We start from the raw sequence: 20948 nt of genomic DNA, 5'->3' as shown, positions 1-20948 counted from the left end.
TAAACATCTTATTGAGAGCCACTGGAGGTGCGTAACACATGGGCCTAAATAAAGCAAAAGGTCGCCGTATCCCTCTACTGCCCTTAAGGGGACTGCTTGTCTATCCTAGCATGGTATTGCACTTGGATGTGGGACGGGATAAGTCAGTTAAGGCTTTAGAGCGAGCAATGGTAGATGACAATATGATTCTGCTGTGTTCTCAATCGGACGTCAATATTGAAGATCCGGGTCAGGATGATATTTACTCGATAGGCACGATTGCCAAGGTTAAACATATGCTGAAGCTGCCGAATGGTACGATTCGTGTATTGATTGAAGGTGTAATCCGCGCTGAGATCCTACAGTATGTGGATAATGCGGAATATTTCGAAGTCTCGGTGCAGGAGCTGCCGGAACAAGAATTATCCGATGCGGAGACCGATGCGCTGATGCGTACGGTGCTCAACCAGTTTGAATACTACATAAATCTGTCGAAGAAAGTAACGCCGGAGACGCTTGCTGCCGTAACGGATATTGAAGAACCTGGGCGCCTCGCGGATGTGATTACAAGTCATTTGTCGCTCAAAATGAAGGATAAGCAAGAAATTCTTGAGACGATTGATGTGACGGAACGGCTGGAGAAGCTGCTCGACATCCTGAATAACGAGCGTGAAGTGCTGGAGCTTGAACGAAAGATCAGCCAACGCGTGAAGAAGCAGATGGAGAAGACGCAGAAGGAGTACTATCTGCGCGAACAGATGAAGGCCATCCAGAAGGAACTTGGCGAGAAAGAAGGACGCCTCGGCGAAGTTGAGGAGCTGCGTGCGAAGCTCACGGAATTGAATGCGCCGGAGTCGGTGCAGGAGAAGATCAACAAGGAAATTGATCGTCTCGAGAAGACGCCTGCTTCTTCAGCAGAAGGCGGCGTAATCCGTAATTACGTCGATTGGTTATTGTCTTTGCCGTGGTCGAACAAGACGGAAGACCATCTGGATATTGAGGAAGCGGAACGAATATTGAATGAGGATCATTACGGTCTGGATAAGCCAAAAGAACGTGTGCTTGAGTATCTTGCGGTCCAACAGCTTGTCAAGCGGTTGAAAGGCCCTATTCTCTGTCTCGTTGGGCCGCCTGGGGTTGGGAAGACCTCCTTGGCGCGTTCAATCGCAAGATCGCTTGGCCGTCAATTCGTGCGCATCTCGCTCGGCGGCGTTCGGGATGAGGCAGAAATTCGCGGACACCGACGGACGTACGTAGGGGCGATGCCAGGCAGAATCATTCAAGGCATGAAGACCGCCGGCTCCATGAATCCGGTGTTCTTGCTCGACGAGATCGACAAGATGGCGTCCGATTTCCGCGGCGATCCATCGGCAGCCTTGCTCGAAGTGCTGGATCCGGAACAGAACAGCAGCTTCAGCGATCATTTCGTCGAGCTGCCGTTTGACTTATCGAATGTCATGTTCGTGACGACGGCAAATGCGGTTCATAATATTCCAAGACCGCTGCTTGACCGGATGGAGATGCTATATATTCCGGGGTACACGGAAATCGAGAAGCAACAAATTGCAACGCAATATTTGGTGCCGAAGCAGACGAAAGAGCATGGCTTACAGCCAGAACAGCTTGAAATTGAAGATGCTGCACTCTTAAAGGTTATTCGTGAATATACACGGGAATCAGGGGTTCGTAATCTGGAACAGCAGGTTGCCGCGCTCTGCCGGAAAGCTGCCAAGCAGATCGTCGCTCATGAGCATGAGAAGGTCGTCATTGCACCGGATGATCTGAAGGATTATCTGGGCATAGCGAAATTCCGATATGGTCATGCTGAAGAAGAGAATCAGATCGGTTCAGTGACAGGCCTTGCTTGGACGGAGGTTGGCGGAGAAATGTTGAATATCGAAGTCACCGTGATGCCGGGAACCGGGAAGCTGACGCTCACAGGCAAGCTTGGGGATGTCATGAAGGAATCAGCTCAAGCGGCGTTCAGCTATACGCGTTCACGCGCGGAAGCGCTGAAGCTAGAACCGAATTTCCATGAAAAATATGATGTGCACATTCACGTGCCGGAAGGCGCGATTCCGAAGGATGGACCATCCGCAGGGATTACGATCGCAACAGCGCTGATCTCAGCGCTTACGAACCGTTATGTATCGAAGGATGTTGCGATGACAGGAGAGATCACCTTGCGTGGTCGTGTGCTCCCGATTGGCGGCCTGAAGGAAAAGTCTCTTGCAGCACATCGTGCCGGGATTAAGAAGATCCTCTTTCCGAAGGAGAATGAACGTGATCTGCGGGATATTCCAGACAGCGTCAAGAACGACGTGACTATCGTCTTCGTCGGTCATATGGATCAAGTCCTGGAACACGCACTGGTCGAGCCGATTACGTTATCTGAATAAAGTTGTTGAATAAGAAAGGAATTACAGACGACATGAAAGTAACACAAGCAGAATTTATCATTAGCGCTGTAGGACCTGACCAATATCCTGATGATGCCTTGCCGGAGATTGCTCTGGCAGGGCGTTCTAATGTTGGGAAGTCCTCGCTTATTAACCGTATGATTAACCGCAAGAACCTGGCACGGACAAGCTCGCAGCCCGGCAAGACACAATGTCTGAACTATTACCGCATTAATGATTTATTATATTTTGTAGACTTTCCGGGATACGGTTATGCGAAAGTATCGAAAACCCAACGTCAAGCTTGGGGCAAAATGATTGAGCGATATTTGCTGGAGCGCGATCCGCTCCAATTGGTGCTACAGGTCGTAGACCTCCGCCACCCCCCTTCAAAGGACGATATCATGATGCGTGAGTGGTTGATTCATTATGAGATCCCGACCTGCGTCGTTATGACCAAGGCGGATAAATTGCCGAAGAGTCAGTGGCATAAGCATATGAAAGTGATCAAAAATGACCTGCAGTTGACCGCAGAGAATCCAATGGTCATGTTCTCGTCAGAACTCGGCCTGGGCAAGGACGAGCTGTGGGAAATTATTAGCCGCTACACACAGCAGGCAGAGGAAGTTGTGGAAGATTCAACAGATGATGTAGGGAATCCTCAAAGTTAGTGTAGGAAACAGAGTATCTTCATTAAAACCTCAATTTCTTCACGGATAAATACGTATTTTTCGTGAAAAATGAAGAAAAATCAATGCTGATGAGCAGGAATAATTGTGCTTGGTAGTGTATAATATCCTTAAGGCATTGAATTTTCGAAGTTGTAAGTTAAAGAATTGAGGAGATTTGTATGGGTCAACGGTTGGCCACAGAGTATGTTAAAGCCAGTTTACAGTTAACGGAAGCAGAGATGTCCAAGTTTGTGCATAGTTTTGAAGAGCAGCACATCCATTCGTATGTGCTCGTGCTCGATAACGGCAATCAAGAAGTTGTTCTTGAGGATGGTGCAGGGGAGGAGATTCGGTTACCGTTTCAACGGAAGGCGAAGACGTATGTATGTGAAACGTCCTGCCGTCTGGTTAAACCGAAGTTGACCAATGCGATGCGTCAAGCGCTAGCAGCGTTTAAAGGAAACGCGATCGTGAATCGAATTTACAGAGGATATACGATGGAATACAAGTATGATCAGGGCAAAGTATCTCGAATTATTGAACATGTAGATGGTCAAGATCGTCTCGTATTCGAGTATAAAGATACACTTGGTCAATTGCAGCAATTATTTAATCTGTGTCAAGTGGAAGCCCAGATTGAGGGGATCCAAGATCATATTAATATGTTGCTCGATGCAAGAAATCGGGCGGAGAACCCTGAACAAATCGCCCAAATTGATGCGAAGCTAAGCGTGTATACCCAACAATTATTCGTACTAGAAGCGTAAAATCGTGCACTTATATGTGAAAGGAGTCCGTGAGGATTCCTTTTTTTGTATTGACACATATACAGGTGGATTGCATATGTTGTATACGGGGCTGAGGGCTCCAGCTCATTTCAAATAATCACCAAAAAAAAGTATTGCTTTTCTGGGCAGAAGATGTTATTTTTATTCTCGTTGAAAAGAATATAGGAACCAGGATTCACTCAGGACATTGTATGTTGCGAGAGAGTTTTCCCTCGGGAAGTGAATGACGTAGGTCCTAGCGGATGAAATTTTTCAAACATTTTATTCCTAGGAAGGGGGAACCGGAAGATGGAATATTCAACTTTCGGAAGACACGTTGCAGTTGACACTTGGGGTGTTGATTTTGAACTCCTAAACAATGCTGAATTTTTGCAAGCTCAAATGGTAGAGGCGGCTGAAGCTAGCGGTGCAACTGTACTGTCTGTTCAAGCCAAACAATTCGAACCACAAGGTGCAACGGTATTAGTAATGTTATCTGAGAGTCATCTCTCGATTCACACGTATCCTGAAAGAGGTTTTGCTGCAATTGATTGTTATACATGCGGCGAGACAGTAGACCCGCAAGTTGCAATTGACTACCTGGTATCCGTACTTAAACCGGATAAAACGTATGCGAAAAAATTGGTTCGCGGTATCGGGGAGCTTCAAGTTGAGAACCCTGTGATGAAGCAAACTCAATTCGCATAGTACGCCATAGCAAGTGAAAGATAACCATGGAGAAGATTGATTCATCTCCATGGTTATTTGTTTTCTCGGAACCCCATAGAATGTACAAGGTTGAACAATGTACATGCAAAGGGGTTCGAAGTATGCGCCGAGGGCAAAGTCGAATATCAGGAAAATGGTTCATCGTCGTTATGGTTTTTCTCGTCATTGTCTGGCCGTCTTATCAGATTTATAAGCTGATGGGTGGCAGTGATGCCAAGGAAGATGCAGGACGAATGCTCTACGAAGTCGCCTCATTTCAAATGGGTCTAGTACAGAATTCGTTAAATGAAGCGTCTGCCATTGAGAATACAAGCCAATTGGATGCCGTCAAGCTCGCGATCTATTCAGCGAACTATACGCATGACCGACTCGTGAAGGCATATGGGAACGATCATTTGAAGCGATTAGAGTCTTTGAATAAGCTGCTCGAATTTATTACAAGTGTTCAGATCGCAGGATACCGTCCGCTGCATGAAGAGGAGAAGGTCTTACTCCAGGAGGTTCAGAAACGATATGGAGAGCTCTACGAAGCTTACGAGCAGCTCGTAACAGGTAGCGGTCAGTTGGTTAGCTCAGAAGCGGTCATCGTAACGGAAGCGGATGAAGCAATGAGGGGACTTCTGGAGAAGCAAATGAATCCTTAATGGAATAGATTGTAACATGGGGTGTCGGTCTTGGTATAAGTGAAAGAGCTTAGGTCTACACTAAATACGAATGTTTCCCATTTCATAATTTTTTCAAATTTGAACGTAATGGATTTGTCGAACTGTGATATAATTTACATGATATAGCGATAGAGAAGGCAGGTGACACAATGCACATTTTAGCGGTCGGACTCAATTATCGGACGGCCCCGGTCGAAGTGAGGGAGCGGTTCGCCATTGCCGAACAAGCTTTACCAGAGGCGTTACAACAACTTAAGGCAACGAAAAGCGTTCTAGAATGTGTGATTGTTGCGACTTGCAATCGGACGGAAATTTATGTTGTTGTGGATCGTCTGCACATGTGCGGACATTTCATTCGCAGCTTTATGGAGAAATGGTTCCAGATTCCTCGTCAAGAATTTACAAATTATTTGTACATCTATGAGGATGATCGCGCACTGGAGCATTTATTCCAAGTGACAAGCGGACTTGATTCGATGGTCATTGGGGAGACGCAAATACTTGGGCAGATGAAAGATGCTTTCCTGCTTGCACAAGAGTACGGAGCAACTGGAACATGGTTTAACATGCTCTTCAAACAAGCCATTACGATGGCCAAGCGTGCCCATGCGGAGACAACCATTGGTGAAGCGGCTGTCTCGGTTAGTTATGCGGCGGTGGAGCTCGGCAAACGAATCTTCGGGCAATTTTCGAAGAAGAAGGTTCTCATTCTTGGAGCCGGGAAGATGAGCGAGTTAACGGTGAAGCATTTATATGCGAACGGAGCGGACGAAGTGATCGTCGCGAACCGTACACTAACGCGTGCGGAACAATTAGCGTCGAAGTTCAATGGACGAGCTTGTTCGATTCAAGGCGGGATATCGCTGCTTCATGAGGTGGATATCGTCATTAGCTCGACAGGGGCAGATGGTTTCGTACTGGATGTGAAGCAGGTACAGGAGAGCATGAAGAAGCGCAAGAATCGACCGATTTTCATGATCGACATTGCGGTGCCGCGTGACTTAGACCCTGCGATTGGTTCGATACCGAATGTGTTCTTGTACGATATTGATGATCTTGAGGGGATTGTTGAGAGCAATCTCGAACTTCGCCGGAAGGAAGCGACGAAGATTGATGCGATGATTGCGAAGGAAATAGAAGCTTTCCGTCAGTGGCTGAAGACCCTTGGCGTTAGCCCTGTCATTTATGCTTTGCAGCAGAAGTCAGCGCAAATCCATCAAGACACCATGGAGAGCCTATTCAAGAAACTGCCGGATCTGGATGAACGACAAGCGAAGGTCATCCGCAAATTGACGAAGAGTATTGTCAATCAGATGCTGCATGATCCGATTCTACGGATTAAAGAAATGGCTGTTGAGAAGAACGGCGACGAGGCAATCGAAATGTTCACGCAGATTTTCGCGCTCGAAGAGCAGATGGAGAAGGCGGAAGCAGAAGAGCAGCGTCAGAACAAGGCACATGAGCAAACATCATCACCTGAGATGAGAATGAACGAAAGATCGTCTGCCGGATCAAAATCTGGATTTGCATGGGCGACCGTAACGAAGTAGGTGGTGAAGGATTGATGTTAACTCAGAATTGGATGTATGATGCGATTATCTATATATACGCCCTGAGCCTTCTGTTTTATTTCTCCGATTTTGCACAGCCAAATCGGAGTGCGAAGCGGATGGGCACGGGGCTTCTTCTTTTTGTATGGGGCCTGCAGACACTCTTCCTTGCAGGGAAATTAATTGAGCAGCCGGCCGTTCCATTGTTGTCTGTACTTGAATTTATGTTTCTTTTATCTTGGTTACTCGTCACGATCTCGCTGCTCATCAGTCTCTTTTTTAAGATTGAATATATCGTGTTTATCGTGAACGTAATAGGGTTTGCCGTACTTTTACTTAATTTATTTAGCAGTCCGATCGGGGAGCAGCGGCTAGAACACTGGCAGATTGTCAAAGAAATTCTAATTCTGCATGTTGCGTTTGCGATATGCAGTTTTGCTGCATTTACGATTGGGAGTATATTCTCAGGGATGTACATGTACTTACACCGGAAGCTGAAGGAAAAGCAGTGGGATGACTCCGTTCGTCGATTGCCGAGCTTGGAGAAAATCGATCGCTACGCGAATCTGTCGATCATGATTGGTACGCCGCTGTTGATCCTATCACTAGCAGTCGCCATCTCATCGATTTATATGGAAGAAAAGTTGGATCTTCTCCTCGATGTGAAGGTGCTGCTCACGCTCGTGGCCGCGATTTGTTACGTGTATTATTTTATTAAAAGAGTTTCACTTAAGCATACAGGATATCGATTGGCACGGTGGGCGCTGCTTGCGTACACACTCATGGTGCTCAATTTCGCAGTGAATTCTTTCTCTACATTCCATCATTGGATATGGGAGTGATTGCTATGGAAGAGGCCTCGGACGCGGTGTTTTATCCGATATTACTGCAGATGGAACACCTACGATGCATTGTTATAGGCGGTGGACGTATCGCGGAACGTAAAATTCGAGGTTTGCTCGAAGCAGGAGCGAAAGTGCATGTTGTCAGTAGTGACTATTCCCCGCAAATCGACCAATGGATCGCAGAAGGGCGAATAACGGATAGGAATCGAACCTATCAACCTGGGGACCTCAAAGGGGCTCAAATCGTGTTCGCTGCGACCGATTCGGAGGTAGTGAATGAGCGTGTCTCAATCGATGCGCATGCTCTAGGCATTCTGGTTAATGTCGCGAGTTCCTCACGCAGCTCCAACTTTGTGAATGCGAGCACGATGCGGCGAGGGAAATTGATTATTTCGGTATCGACCTCCGGGGCGAGCCCAGAGGTTGCGAAGCGGATTGTGTCAGAGATTGATGCGCAGTATGGTGAGGCATATGAGGTATATTTGGATGTACTAGCTGATCTACGTCACATGATACAACGCAGCATTCCTGATGCTGGCGTTCGAAGACAATTGATGAAGCAGATGCTTGAGATGAACTGGTTAGAGCAGATCGAGCAAGGTGTCTTTCCTCCAGCGGATTCAGGGTGGATGGAGAAATGGATAAAGGAACAGATTGCTGTGATCGAATAAAAGCTAAATCTAATATTGCTATATTTGCAAGTCAGGACGAGGAGGCAACACGATGCGTAAGATAATCGTAGGAACAAGGCAGAGCGCACTTGCGTTGACACAAACAGGACAAGTCATAGCGCAGTTGGAACAAATCTGTAAGAAGCATGGACTGCCCTATCAATTCGAGATCCATAAAATTGTAACAAAGGGCGATAAGATTCTAGATGTTACCTTGTCAAAGGTCGGGGGCAAAGGGCTGTTCGTGAAGGAAATTGAACAGGCCCTTATCGATGGAGTGATTGATATGGCTGTTCACAGTATGAAGGATATGCCTTCAGAGCTGCCAGCAGGCCTCATGAATGGTGCTATACCGATGCGCGTAGACCCACGGGACTGCCTTATCTCTCGTGAAGGACTCAAGCTGTCGGAGCTTCCGCTTGGAGCCAAAGTAGGAACGAGCAGTCTGCGTCGTTCTTCGCAATTACAGCATGTACGACCTGACCTGAAATTGGAGTCGATTCGTGGAAATATTGATTCTCGACTGCGGAAGCTGGAGACAGAAGGCTTTGATGCGATTATGCTCGCAACAGCGGGGCTTGTTCGTATGGGATGGGAAGATCGGATAACAGAACATTTGTCACCGGATGTATGTCTGCCGGCGGTTGGACAAGGGGCGCTTGGGATTGAGTGTCGGGAGAATGATCCTGAGGTTCGCGAATTGCTGCAGCTATTCAATGATCACTCGACTGCGTTGACGGTTCGAGCTGAACGTCGTTTCCTTGGACGGTTGAACGGCGGATGCCAGGTGCCGATTGGCGCATTTGCGACGCTCGTGTCGGATGATGAACAGCATCCTGTGATTGAATTGACAGGGATGGTCGGCACAACCGATGGACGTGTTATACTGAAAGAAACGCTTCGCGGGAATAACCCTGAACAGCTAGGGGAACAGGTGGCTAATCAACTTATTGCACAGGGAGCAGACCGAATTTTGGCGGAATTGAATCAGTAGGGAGATGGACGGATTGGGGAAAGGAATCGTTTATCTTGTCGGCGCAGGGCCGGGAGATGCCAAGCTCATTACATTAAAAGGTCTGGAGTGCATTCAGCGGTCAGACGTCATCGTCTATGACCGTCTTGCTTCTCCAAGGTTGCTCAAATATATGAAACCAGGCGCGACGAAGGTCTATGTCGGCAAACTCCCGGATCGGCACACAATGAAGCAAGAAGACATCAATCAATTGCTTGTTGATCTTGCCTTGGAGGGTAAGGTGGTTACACGTCTTAAGGGCGGAGATCCAACGGTATTCGGACGTGTCGGGGAAGAAGCCGAATTGTTACGGCAGCATGATATTGGTTATGAGATCGTGCCGGGCATTACCTCTGCGATTGCGGTCCCAGCATATGCGGGAATCCCAGTTACACATCGTGATCTTGCCTCTTCGTTCTCCGTCATCACAGGGCATGAAAGTCCAGATAAGCTGGATAAATCTATTTATTGGGACAAGGTAACGAATGCGACAGGTACACTTGTATTTCTGATGGGTGTAGCGAAGATCGATTACATAAGTGAGCAATTGATGAAGCACGGCAGGTCGCCGGAGACACCCGTTGCCCTCATTCGTTGGGGGACACGGCCCGAGCAAGAGACGCTCGTCGGAACACTTGCAACGATTGCGGAGCAAGTCAGAGTCACGAATTTCCAATCTCCCGCGGTTATCGTGGTCGGCGATGTGGTCTTGCAGCGTGAGAAATTAAAATGGGTGGAGCATCAGCCTCTGTTCGGAAGACGGGTGCTCGTAACACGCGCCAGATCGCAAGCAAGTGACCTTGTGCAGCACATCGATGACCTTGGCGGGGAACCAGTCGAATTTCCTGTCATTGAGACAAGGCGTACCTCATCGCCGGATCAGCTTGCTGTTATCCGTGAGACGATGCAGCAGCTGGAGTCGTATGACTGGGCTATTTTTACGAGTGTGAATGGGGTAGAGTGTTTCTTCGAACATCTGCGTGAGAATCGGATGGATATCCGGCGGTTAACGCGAGCACGTGTGGTAGCGGTGGGTCCGAAGACGGCAGAAGCTCTTGAATCTCGTGGGATCATGACAGAATGCTTGCCGGAAGAGTATCGGGCAGAGGGTATTCTGGAAGCAATTCGTACGGAGTTGAATCCAGGGCAGCGCGTGCTGCTTCCTCGAGGAGATCTTGCACGCAAATGGTTGCCAGAGCAGCTTTATAGCCTGGGTCTTGACGTTACGGACCTAAAGGTATACGAGACAGTTCCAGTGAACGATGATGAAGAAGGACGAGAGTTGCTGGAACAGCTTGAGGCCCGTGACATTCATATGATTACATTTACGAGCTCCTCGACGGTTACGAATTTCATTCGAGCATTTCAACGACTAGGCGTTACCAATTTAGCTGACATGCTAAGTGGTGTTGAGATCGCTTGTATTGGGCCGCTTACAGCGGAGACCGCCGTAGCAGCAGGGCTGACCGTGTCAGCCATTTCGGAAGAAGCAACGATTGAATCGCTTGTACATGCGCTTTGCGTTTTAGCGAAAAGATAAACATGTTTGTGTTCTCATTTCAACGATATATTGATTTCACTTCTAGGAGGGTACCTTAATGAGTTTTCCAATCGTGAGACATCGCCGTCTGCGCCGTACGGCAGGCATTCGCAACATGGTGCGTGAGACGGTACTAACGGTAAATGATTTGATTGCGCCGATTTTTGTTACATACGGAACGAATGTCCGTGAAGAGATTCCTTCGATGCCTGGTGTGTATCATTTGTCTATGGATCAATTGGATGCAGAGATCGATGAGATCGTCAGCTTGAACATTCCTTCGGTACTGCTGTTCGGCGTACCTGAGACCAAGGACGCTGTAGGGTCATCTGCTTATGCGGAGGACGGTATTGTTCAGCAAGCGACGCGGTATATTAAGAAAAGATATCCAGATCTTGTCGTTGTGGCAGATACTTGCTTATGTCAGTTCACTGATCATGGACATTGCGGCATGGTGCATGTGGAAGATCGCTGCGGCGAGCTGCATGGTGAAGTGGATAATGATGCTTCGCTCGAACTGCTCGTGAAAACGGCTGTATCACAAGCTGAGGCAGGTGCGGATATTATTGCGCCATCGAATATGATGGATGGATTCGTGCAAGCGATTCGTACGGGATTGGATGAAGCGGGTTACGCTCATATTGCGATCATGTCTTATTCGGTCAAATACGCATCGGCTTTCTACGGACCGTTCCGTGAAGCTGCACATTCGGCGCCGCAATTCGGGGATCGTAAGACGTACCAAATGGACCCTGCCAATGCACAAGAAGCGCTTCGTGAAGCAGAATCCGACGTGCTCGAAGGTGCGGATATGCTGATGGTGAAGCCTGCGCTTGCCTATATGGATATTATTCGTACGCTCAAAGATCAGTTTGATCTTCCGCTCGTCGCTTATAACGTAAGTGGGGAATATTCGATGGTCAAAGCGGCTGCACAGAATGGATGGATCGATGAGAAGGCCATTGTGCTAGAGACGTTGATCGGTATGAAGCGTGCGGGTGCTGATTTAATCATTACGTATTTTGCCAAAGATGCGGCAAGATGGCTGAAGTAAAGGAGATAGGAATCGAAATGGACAATCTTCAAACACGTAAAGATGACCGTGCTAGAGAAGCTTTTGCAGAGGCAAAAAAATATATTCCGGGTGGCGTAAACAGCCCTGTTCGTGCATTTAAATCGGTAGGTTTAACACCGTTATATATTGATCATGCGGCGGGTTCGCGGATTTATGATATTGATGGCAACAGCTTCATCGATTATATCTGTTCCTGGGGACCGCTCATTATGGGGCATGCCCATCCAGAAGTGATTGAAGCGATTCAGAAGACTGCTGCCAAAGGAACAAGCTTCGGTGCTCCGACTGAAATAGAGACGTTAATGGCGAAGCTTGTGTGCGAACGTGTACCTTCGGTGGATATTGTGCGGATGGTAAATTCGGGGACAGAAGCGACGATGAGTGCGATCCGTCTGGCTCGGGGTTACACGGGACGCAGCAAGGTACTGAAATTTGAAGGATCTTATCACGGCCATGCCGATAGTCTCTTGATCAAAGCGGGTTCTGGTGTTGCGACACTCGGACTTCCAGATAGCCCTGGCGTACCTGAGGGTGTAGCTTCGAATACCATTACGGTGCCCTATAACGATTTGGAGTCGGTGCGTGTTGCTTTTGAACGCTACGGTGAAGAGCTTGCTTGCGTGATCGTTGAGCCGATTGCAGGAAATATGGGTGTGGTTCCGCCATTGCCTGGGTTCTTGCAAGGACTGCGTGATATCACCACACAATACGGTAGCTTGTTGATCTTCGATGAGGTCATGACAGGATTCCGGGTACATATTAACTGTGCACAAGGATTGTATGACATTAAGCCTGACTTGACTTGTATGGGTAAAGTGATCGGTGGCGGTCTGCCTGTAGGCGCATATGGCGGTAAACGTGAGATTATGGAACAGATGGCTCCATCCGGTCCGATCTATCAAGCAGGAACGCTGAGCGGTAATCCTCTGGCGATGATTGCAGGGTATACGACCTTGAAGCTTCTAACGAAAGATGTGTATGAGCAGCTTGAACGGCAAGCGGTGAAATTGCATCTTGGATTTGAGAAGAATGCAAAAGAACTGGGTATTCCAGTGACGATAAACCGCGTGGGATCGATGGTCTGTCCGTTCTTTACAGATCAGTTCGTGATTAACTATGATACGGCGAAGACAGCGAATTTGGATCATTTCCGTCGCTACTTCGGCAATATGCTGAATGCGGGTGTAAGTATCGCTCCATCGCAATTCGAGGGTATGTTCGTCTCTGCGGCGCATAGCGATGCAGATATCGATGCGACGATCGAAGCGAACTACATTGCGCTCAAGCAGCTATGATTCCGGAACGTTATCTATCCCCGGAACAATGGATACGCAAAGGAGAATGGCTCGTGACGACTGCATCGCAGTCGTCTCTTCATTTACCGGAGAAGTTTGCATCGAAGCTGGCTCATAGGGGTGACCTCGTGAAGGCGGGAGATCGCCTGCGGGTCCGATTGTTCCCAGAAGAGACGGATCCGATCCCGGCTTATTGGACAGAACTTGAGGTTCTGTATGAAGATGATTTCTGTATGGTGGTGAACAAGCCAGCGGGGATGCTCGTACATCCCACGGTGCCGGATCAAGTGGAGACGCTTGCGAACGCCGTAGCCAGCTATTATGCATGTTCGGGACAGCAGCATCGCGTCCGGCATATTCATCGGCTGGATGAATATACGACAGGCCCGGTCCTGTACGCGAAAAATGAGTTCAGCCAAATTCGACTGGATGAAGCAATGCGTGAGAAAGCGATTGAACGGGTTTATGTCGCCTTCGTGCAGGGGATCGTTGATCCTAAGCTGCGCAAGATTGATGCACCGATCGGTAAAGATCGTCATCATAAGCAGCGGCGCCGTGTCTCGCCAACAGGAGATCATGCAGTGACCCATGTTGAGCTAATCGAGACATTCCCACATGCAGGAGTGAGCCTAGTACGTCTTCAGCTTGAGACAGGAAGAACCCATCAGATTCGCGTCCATATGAGTCATGCGGGCCATCCACTGCTCGGAGATACCCTCTATGGCGGCAGCGATGAGAATGCAGCGTACCAGGCGTTACATGGCGAATTGCTGCGCTTCCAGCATCCGATGTACGGGGAATGGATGGAAGTCGAAGCTCCATGGACCGTGATGTTCAAGGAGCTGTATGCGAAGTTTAGCGGTTCGAATGCATAAACGTGTTGGATCTGACGATCTAAAAAAAGTAGAAGAGAGCACAAAGTAGAACAAATAGGAAGGGGGTACGGGGTGGAGAAGCGATAGCGTCCGCCTTTGAAATTCGTGTTATAACCGCTAAACTTCATTCAATGAACACGAATTTCAACAGCGTGTGGAACCCCGTACCCCCTCCTTTCACGTGCTCGAACGTAGCAGTTTCATGAAGGACCTGGCCAACGGCCAGGTTCTTTTTTGCTAAGATAGCAAATTTCCACAAAGTTCATAAACTTTGTCCCACTTTTCAAAAATATATGGCATGCTCTTTCCTTCTAGGCATATAGATAAATGTAAGTAGTCATGATATCCATCTGACAATGATGGTCATTTAGGTTTATATGCAGAAGGGAGGACCTCGTTTTGTTTGATCAATCCTATGGTTTGCGATTTGACATTTACGAGCGGGTTCACTTATCAGATGAAGTAGTTGGGATACAAGAATTAGAAGAGATTGAGCTTGTTCCGAATGTTCAAGTCGTTCCGCATGGAGACCACGCAACGCTGCGCGGCAATCTGCTGCTGTCTGGCGTATATAAAGGCGATGATGAGCAGCGTTCAACGCTTACCCTCGCGCACTTTATTCCTGTGGAAATTACATTGCCAATGAATCGAGTACAAAGTCTGGACGATATTTCAGTCGAGATTGAGAATTTCGATGTGGATCTGCTATCGACGCGAACGATTAACATTAATGGCGTACTGTCGCTCAAAGGGATTGAACTTACACAGCCGGAGCAATCGCCTTGGATGGCCGAGCAATTTACCGTTGTTCACCAGACCGAGCCGGTAAAAGTTCAGGCAGCTGCACCGAAGGATTTCCGTTCCCAATCGGAAGAAGACGTACCGGAAGAGGCGTTCCAGGCCTCGAAGAATAATAATGTTGGCGATATTCTCGAATCCGTCAGCTTGTACGAGCGTGAGCAACAGATTGAGCACGAGATTGAGCAGCAGCAGCATCAAGGTATAACGTTTCATCCCGAATTTATTACCATTCAGGCCGAGGGAGCGGATAGTCAGAATCAGATTGAGCAAGAAGATCGTGAATCGACGGAACGCATTGCCGAGGTAACGCTCAGCGATCAGCCACAACAGATTGATTCACTGGAGACGGACAAGGAACCTCATCTGGAATTCACACCTCAAGAACCGATTGAGCAAGAAAAAGAAAGAGTGTTTATTTCAAATTCGGAGCATCCGATCGAAGAGTCGCAGCAGGCCCCTTTCTATGATTACGGGTTAGTAGAGGAGAACACGATCTCCGAAGCGGAGGAACTTTCTCTTGAAGAGCGGATCGAGGAAGAGAAGAAAGCGCTCAAGGTTGCTTTTAACAGTAAGAAAGAGCCAGAACCTGAGAATGCTAATAATATGGGTCTTAGCGCGCTGCTCTATTCGAGTAAGAATATCAAGGAAATTGAGACGCGTCATGCCGTAGAAGAACTGGAGAAGCAAGCGAAGAAGCTGCGTTCTAGTTCGAATGGTGAAGAAGTCGAATGGAAGAGTCTATTCTTGAATCATGAAGATGAGAAGAGAGCCTTCCGCAAGTTAAAGATGTGTATAGTTCAGCGGGAAGAAACCTTGGATATGATCGCCGATCGCTATAACATGAATCCACGTGAACTGCTGTTATATAATCGATTGAATGATCATACGATAGCGGAAGGTCAAGTTTTGTATATCCCATAATTGAATTGAGTGGAGCAAAATGACATTCGATGATCATGATGTTCAGCGTGGATCGGATGAGCGAGCCCCGTAACCAGAGCCACTTCGAGAGAATCTCGACCGGGTCAGGTGAGGGGTTTTTTGCTGTTCTGCGAGTGCCTTGCCTGATATATGTTAAAGAGGCCTTACAGACAGTCGTCTGCAAAGCCTCCCAGGCATGATGTATGCTAATAGAGGTTGTTCAAAAAGTCATCATTTGATCACGAAGTCATTCAAGAAGCATAACCGACATCGAATCTTGCGTTCACCTTCGAAGTCCGGTACTCATTTAGGTTTCGCCTAAACTCCGTTCCTACTTCTTCAGGTTCTCGCAACCTTCTCGGTGCTGAAATGCCGACTTTTTGAACATGAGCTAATAGACGTTAAATATAAATCCTAAGTAGATTAAGAACAGTGCAAAAAGGACGAAGACACCAAAACCCGTAGGCAATATGAGGGTATGGACAAATTGGATGCAGATTAAAGGGAAAATGACGCCTTTGACGGTATAGCGGTTTTTGTACCACCATCGTTCCACGTTGGACCACCACCTTATCGTATTCTATGAGGATTGACGAGCTGGTATGACTAGGAAGCCTAGCTTCTGTACATCTGCTTGCAATGATTGACGATGAGGGATTTAAATGATAAAATATTGGATATTCTATATAGGAAAGACATTGAAAGGGAATAGTAGGCACCGAACCCTTCAGAGAGTGGAGCTGACTGACGCTGTGAGGCTCCGCAGGATGTAGTTGCTGAAGTCGCCCTGGAGTTGTTTGTTCGAATCCTTCTAGATGCAGATGTATCTGCGATGAATGGAAGAGCTAGTGCAAACCGGTAGCAGCCGTTATCTGTTGAGTGTCGCATGCTATAGGTAGATGATGTTTGTTAGCGGTATGCGAAACAAAGGTGGTACCACGGAAGATAACCTTTCGTCCTTTGAGACGAAGGGTTTTTTTATTTGTTCAACTCCCAAGTTTATTGGTTTTACCTATAGACTTATACATGGATTGAACGTGTAGGTGTAGACTCTGAATGTAAATAAATGGAGGGTTTATCATGTCAGAAGCACAGGATAATAAGAACCAGACGTCAATGCCAACGACGTATGATCCAAAAGCGGCCGAGCAGAAGTGGTACGATTTCTGGATGAAAAATGAATTTTTCAAAGCAGGACAACGTCCGGATGCGCCGAAGTATTCCATCGTGATCCCACCGCCGAACGTAACAGGAATGCTTCATATTGGGCATGCGCTCGATTTTACATTGCAAGATATTCTTGTGCGTACGAAGCGGATGCAGGGTTATGATGCGTTGTGGCTGCCAGGTTCTGACCATGCAGGGATTGCGACACAGACGAAGGTTGAGCAGAAGCTGCGTGAAGGCGGCGTAACGCGCCATGATCTGGGACGTGAGAAATTTCTAGAGCAAATATGGGATTGGAAAGAAACTTACGCGAACACGATACGTGAGCAATGGGCGAAAATGGGGTTGTCACTCGACTATTCCCGTGAGCGGTTTACACTCGATGAGGGTCTGTCCAAAGCGGTTCGTGAAGTCTTCGTGAAGCTCTATGAAAAAGGCTTGATCTATCGCGGCAAATATATCATTAACTGGGATCCAGCAGCACGCACAGCATTGTCGGATATTGAAGTAGAGTATAAGGAAATACAAGGCCATTTGTATCATTTGAAATACCCACTTGCAGATGGCAGCGGTTCGATCACAGTGGCAACGACGCGTCCGGAGACGATGCTCGGTGATACAGCGGTTGCAGTTCATCCAAAAGATGAACGTTACAAAGATATGATTGGCAAGATGCTTATCCTTCCAATTGTTGGGCGTGAAATTCCGGTGATTGCGGATGATTATGTTGAGAAAGACTTCGGAAGCGGCGCGGTGAAAATTACGCCAGCACATGATCCGAATGACTTTGAAATGGGTCTTCGTCATGATCTTCCACAAATCACAGTGATGGATGAGTCCGGCGTCATGAACGAGCTTGCTGGTAAGTACCAAGGAATTGATCGTGCGGATTGCCGGAAGCAAATTGTAAATGACTTGAAAGAACTAGGTGTATTGATCAAGATTGAAGATCATGTTCATCAAGTAGGACATAGTGAGCGCAGCGGAGCTGTGGTTGAACCTTATCTCTCCACACAATGGTTCGTACGAATGAAACCATTAGCTGAACGTGCGATTGAAGCGCAGAAGTCAGGCAAAGGCGTTAACTTTGTACCGGATCGGTTCGAGAAAACATACTTGAACTGGATTGAGAATGTTCGGGACTGGTGTATTTCCAGACAGCTCTGGTGGGGACACCGTATTCCAGCTTGGTATTGTAATGATTGCGGTGAGCTTCATGTGGCGCATGAAGATGTAACGGCTTGCTGCAAATGTGGAAGCGCGAACCTAAAACAAGACGAGGATGTACTGGATACGTGGTTTAGTTCAGCACTATGGCCTTTCTCAACACTTGGGTGGCCAGAAGATACAGAAGATTTGAAACGCTACTATCCGGTTGATGTGCTCGTAACAGGTTACGACATCATTTATTTCTGGGTTGCTCGCATGATCTTCACGGCGTTGGAATTCACTGATGAAATTCCGTTCAAAGATGTATTAATGCATGGTCTTGTTCGTGATTCCGAAGGACGCAAAATGTCCAAATCCCTCGGCAATGGTGTTGACCCACTAGAAGTCATTGACCAATATGGTACTGACGCTATGCGCTACATGATCTCCACGAGCAGCACGCCAGGGCAAGACCTGCGTTTCCGCTGGGAGCGGGTTGAACAGGCACGTAACTTTGCCAATAAAATTTGGAATGCCTCCCGTTTTGCCTTGATGAATCTTGAAGGCTTCACGGTTGATCAGATCGATATCAGCGGCAATCTCTCAACGGCGGATCGCTGGATACTACACCGTTTGAACGAAACGGCACGCGATATTACACGTCTGATGGATTCTTACGAATTTGGTGAGACAGGACGCCTCTTGTATAACTTTATCTGGGATGATCTGTGCGACTGGTACATCGAGTTCGCGAAGCTTAGCCTCTATGGTGAGGATGCGGAAGCGAAACGTACGACCCAATCCGTATTGTCCTACGTGCTTGACCGTACACAGCGGATGATCCATCCATTCATGCCTTATATTTCCGAGGAAATATGGCAGCATTTGCCGCATGAAGGCGAGACGATTACACTTGCTGCTTGGCCGACATACGATGAGAAATTGGAAGCTCCGGATGCCGTGAAAGAAATGAACTTGCTGATGGACATTATCCGCGCTGTTCGTAACGTACGTGCAGAAGTGAACGTTCCGATGAGCAAGAAAATCGAACTTGTCATTAAATCGGCTGATGCGCAGAGCGATGCGATTATCCGTAACAATGAAGGCTACATCAAACGTTTCTGTAACACTTCGCAGTTCGAAGCTTCTACAGACATTGTTGTGCCAGAAAAAGCGATGACAGCCATCGTGACGGGCGCCGAGCTGTATCTCCCGCTTGCAGGGTTGATCGATATTGCGCAGGAAATTGAGCGTCTTGAAAAAGAAGTGAAGAATTTAAGAAGCGAAGTTGAACGTGTCGATAAGAAGCTTGCCAATGAAGGTTTTGTTGCCAAAGCACCTGCTAAAGTCATCGAAGAAGAGCGCGCGAAACAGCAGGATTATTCCGATAAGCTTGACAAAGTGCTTGCACGCATTCAAGAGCTGCAAAGCTAAGAGTGAAGGGTGAGATCACCATGGCGGACAATCGCGGGGCTGTAACGACAGCCCCTTTCGACCAATACCAACAAGCAGTAGATTGGATTAACGGACTCATTCCATTCGGGATTCGTCCTGGTATGCAGCGTATTGAGTTGATGATGGAGCGGCTCGGGCATCCGGAGCGCACATTGAAATTCATTCATGTCGCGGGGACGAACGGTAAAGGATCGACGTGCGCGTTTCTTACCTCTGTGCTTCGTCAATCGGGTTATGATGTCGGAACGTTCACATCACCGTATATTACGAAGTTTACAGATCGCTTCCAGTATAATGGCACGAACATTCCTGAAGAGACTTTGCTGGCGATCACGAATACTTTAAGGCCTCTCGTTGAAGAGATAGCCGCGTCTGAAATGGGATCACCAACGATGTTCGAGGTCTCGACGACGATTGCGATTATCTATTATGCGAAGGTTGTGTTCCCTGACTTTGTCGTCTGGGAGACAGGCCTTGGCGGACGTATGGATGTGACCAACATCGTAACACCGATCATCTCGATTATTACGAATGTCGGCCACGATCATATGGATATTCTCGGCGATTCGCTCGAAGCGATTGCCCGGGAAAAGGCAGGGATTATCAAACCAGGCGTGCCGATCGTTAGCTCCGTGGAGCAGCCTGAAGTGATTGAAGTGATTCGTAATACGGCGCAGCACCAGAAGTCAACTTTGTACTTAATGAATGATCAATATCGTCTCACGACGTTATCAAGTGAAGAGAATCAACAAGTTTTTAAGTTCCAAGGACCGTTCCGTACGTTGGATCAGTTAACGATTCAATTGAATGGTGCGCATCAGATTAAGAATGCTGGTGTAACAGTGATGGCGCTGGAAGTACTGAAACAATATTATGCATTGCTGATTGATGATGAAGATTTGCTGGAAGGATTGCGAGCAGCTGCATGGGCTGGACGGCTCGAGATGATCTCAGAGCAGCCGCGCCTATTAGTTGACGGGGCCCATAATCCTGAAGGTGCAGCAACCCTCGCACAAGCACTACGCGAGACGTATACGTACGAGCGTGTACATTTGATGATGGGAATGTTATCAACGAAGAATCATACAGACTATTTACGGCATATACTACCAATAGTGGATACGCTCATTTTGACCGAGCCTGATTTCCGTAAAAAAATGAATGCGGAGGATCTCTACGCCATCGTGCAAAACGTATTGGCAGAGTCGCCGCGTCCTGATCTTCAGATCATCATCGAACCGAACTGGAAGGCGGCGCTTGCGAAGCTAGCGTCTATGGCAGCTCCTGCAGATTTAACCGTTGTCTCCGGTACTTTGTATTTAATCGCAGATGTACGATCTTATATTTTGTATCAAACCGATTCTGAAAAAGGTTGGTGAGGA

General features: G+C 47.6%; 17 protein-coding genes and 1 other annotated feature. Of the genes, 16 read left to right on the top strand and 1 reads right to left on the bottom strand.

Going from position 1 to position 20948, the window contains the following annotated elements; genetic code table 11:
- Window positions 1-38 precede the first annotated feature (38 nt).
- The 14 genes from lon to AC3WU2_RS10060 all read left to right on the top strand — a co-directional run bounded on the left by lon (window position 39) and on the right by AC3WU2_RS10060 (window position 15795).
- Window positions 39-2378 (top strand): endopeptidase La, encoded by a 2340-nt coding sequence (gene lon / locus AC3WU2_RS10125; RefSeq protein ID WP_492453731.1) that lies wholly within the window; start codon window positions 39-41, stop codon window positions 2376-2378.
- 32 nt (window positions 2379-2410) lie between these two features.
- Window positions 2411-3049 (top strand): ribosome biogenesis GTP-binding protein YihA/YsxC, encoded by a 639-nt coding sequence (gene yihA / locus AC3WU2_RS10120; RefSeq protein WP_492453729.1) that lies wholly within the window; start codon window positions 2411-2413, stop codon window positions 3047-3049.
- A gap of 179 nt (window positions 3050-3228) precedes the next feature.
- Window positions 3229-3816, top strand: a complete 588-nt coding sequence (locus AC3WU2_RS10115; RefSeq protein ID WP_492453727.1) for a non-ribosomal peptide synthetase module — start codon at window positions 3229-3231, stop codon at window positions 3814-3816.
- 309 nt (window positions 3817-4125) lie between these two features.
- A complete protein-coding gene (gene speD / locus AC3WU2_RS10110; RefSeq protein ID WP_018757007.1) occupies window positions 4126-4524 on the top strand; it encodes an adenosylmethionine decarboxylase in 399 nt (132 codons plus the stop codon).
- 122 nt (window positions 4525-4646) lie between these two features.
- Window positions 4647-5189 carry a hypothetical protein gene (locus AC3WU2_RS10105; RefSeq protein ID WP_492453725.1) on the top strand — a complete coding sequence of 181 codons (543 nt, stop codon included), beginning with the start codon at window positions 4647-4649 and terminating at the stop codon, window positions 5187-5189.
- A 170-nt stretch (window positions 5190-5359) separates the two neighbouring features.
- Window positions 5360-6760, top strand: a complete 1401-nt coding sequence (hemA, locus tag AC3WU2_RS10100; protein WP_314587096.1) for a glutamyl-tRNA reductase — start codon at window positions 5360-5362, stop codon at window positions 6758-6760.
- Window positions 6761-6774: 14 nt separating this feature from the next.
- Window positions 6775-7602 carry a cytochrome c biogenesis protein CcsA gene (ccsA, locus tag AC3WU2_RS10095; RefSeq protein ID WP_018757010.1) on the top strand — a complete coding sequence of 276 codons (828 nt, stop codon included), beginning with the start codon at window positions 6775-6777 and terminating at the stop codon, window positions 7600-7602.
- A 5-nt stretch (window positions 7603-7607) separates the two neighbouring features.
- Window positions 7608-8276: a precorrin-2 dehydrogenase/sirohydrochlorin ferrochelatase family protein gene (locus tag AC3WU2_RS10090; protein ID WP_492453723.1), complete on the top strand. Its 669-nt coding sequence runs from the start codon at window positions 7608-7610 to the stop codon at window positions 8274-8276.
- Between the two features lie 52 nt (window positions 8277-8328).
- Entirely contained in the window at window positions 8329-9270 is a 942-nt protein-coding gene (gene hemC / locus AC3WU2_RS10085; RefSeq protein WP_018757012.1) for a hydroxymethylbilane synthase, read from the top strand.
- 13 nt (window positions 9271-9283) lie between these two features.
- Window positions 9284-10828 carry a uroporphyrinogen-III C-methyltransferase gene (gene cobA, locus AC3WU2_RS10080; RefSeq protein ID WP_492453721.1) on the top strand — a complete coding sequence of 515 codons (1545 nt, stop codon included), beginning with the start codon at window positions 9284-9286 and terminating at the stop codon, window positions 10826-10828.
- A gap of 58 nt (window positions 10829-10886) precedes the next feature.
- Window positions 10887-11882 carry a porphobilinogen synthase gene (hemB, locus tag AC3WU2_RS10075; RefSeq protein ID WP_492453719.1) on the top strand — a complete coding sequence of 332 codons (996 nt, stop codon included), beginning with the start codon at window positions 10887-10889 and terminating at the stop codon, window positions 11880-11882.
- Between the two features lie 17 nt (window positions 11883-11899).
- Window positions 11900-13198 (top strand): glutamate-1-semialdehyde 2,1-aminomutase, encoded by a 1299-nt coding sequence (gene hemL, locus AC3WU2_RS10070; RefSeq protein ID WP_492453717.1) that lies wholly within the window; start codon window positions 11900-11902, stop codon window positions 13196-13198.
- A 53-nt stretch (window positions 13199-13251) separates the two neighbouring features.
- Complete coding sequence (locus AC3WU2_RS10065; RefSeq protein ID WP_492453715.1) at window positions 13252-14073, top strand: RluA family pseudouridine synthase; 822 nt, start codon at window positions 13252-13254, stop codon at window positions 14071-14073.
- A gap of 399 nt (window positions 14074-14472) precedes the next feature.
- Window positions 14473-15795: a LysM peptidoglycan-binding domain-containing protein gene (locus AC3WU2_RS10060; RefSeq protein WP_492453713.1), complete on the top strand. Its 1323-nt coding sequence runs from the start codon at window positions 14473-14475 to the stop codon at window positions 15793-15795.
- Between the two features lie 391 nt (window positions 15796-16186).
- Here AC3WU2_RS10060 and AC3WU2_RS10055 read toward each other — a convergent pair whose 3' ends face one another.
- Window positions 16187-16351 carry a YszA family small membrane protein gene (locus AC3WU2_RS10055; protein ID WP_169445380.1) on the bottom strand — a complete coding sequence of 55 codons (165 nt, stop codon included), beginning with the start codon at window positions 16349-16351 and terminating at the stop codon, window positions 16187-16189.
- Window positions 16352-16484: 133 nt separating this feature from the next.
- Window positions 16485-16759, top strand: a binding site (T-box leader).
- A 116-nt stretch (window positions 16760-16875) separates the two neighbouring features.
- Here AC3WU2_RS10055 and AC3WU2_RS10050 point away from each other — a divergent pair.
- Window positions 16876-19545, top strand: a complete 2670-nt coding sequence (locus AC3WU2_RS10050; RefSeq protein WP_492453711.1) for a valine--tRNA ligase — start codon at window positions 16876-16878, stop codon at window positions 19543-19545.
- A gap of 20 nt (window positions 19546-19565) precedes the next feature.
- Window positions 19566-20945, top strand: coding sequence for a bifunctional folylpolyglutamate synthase/dihydrofolate synthase (locus tag AC3WU2_RS10045; RefSeq protein ID WP_492453709.1), 1380 nt, complete (start codon window positions 19566-19568; stop codon window positions 20943-20945).
- Window positions 20946-20948: the final 3 nt, after the last annotated feature.

The sequence above is a fragment of the Paenibacillus sp. EB106-05-06-XG162 genome (assembly GCF_058791655.1).
This window is presented reverse-complemented; position numbering and strand designations above follow the sequence as displayed.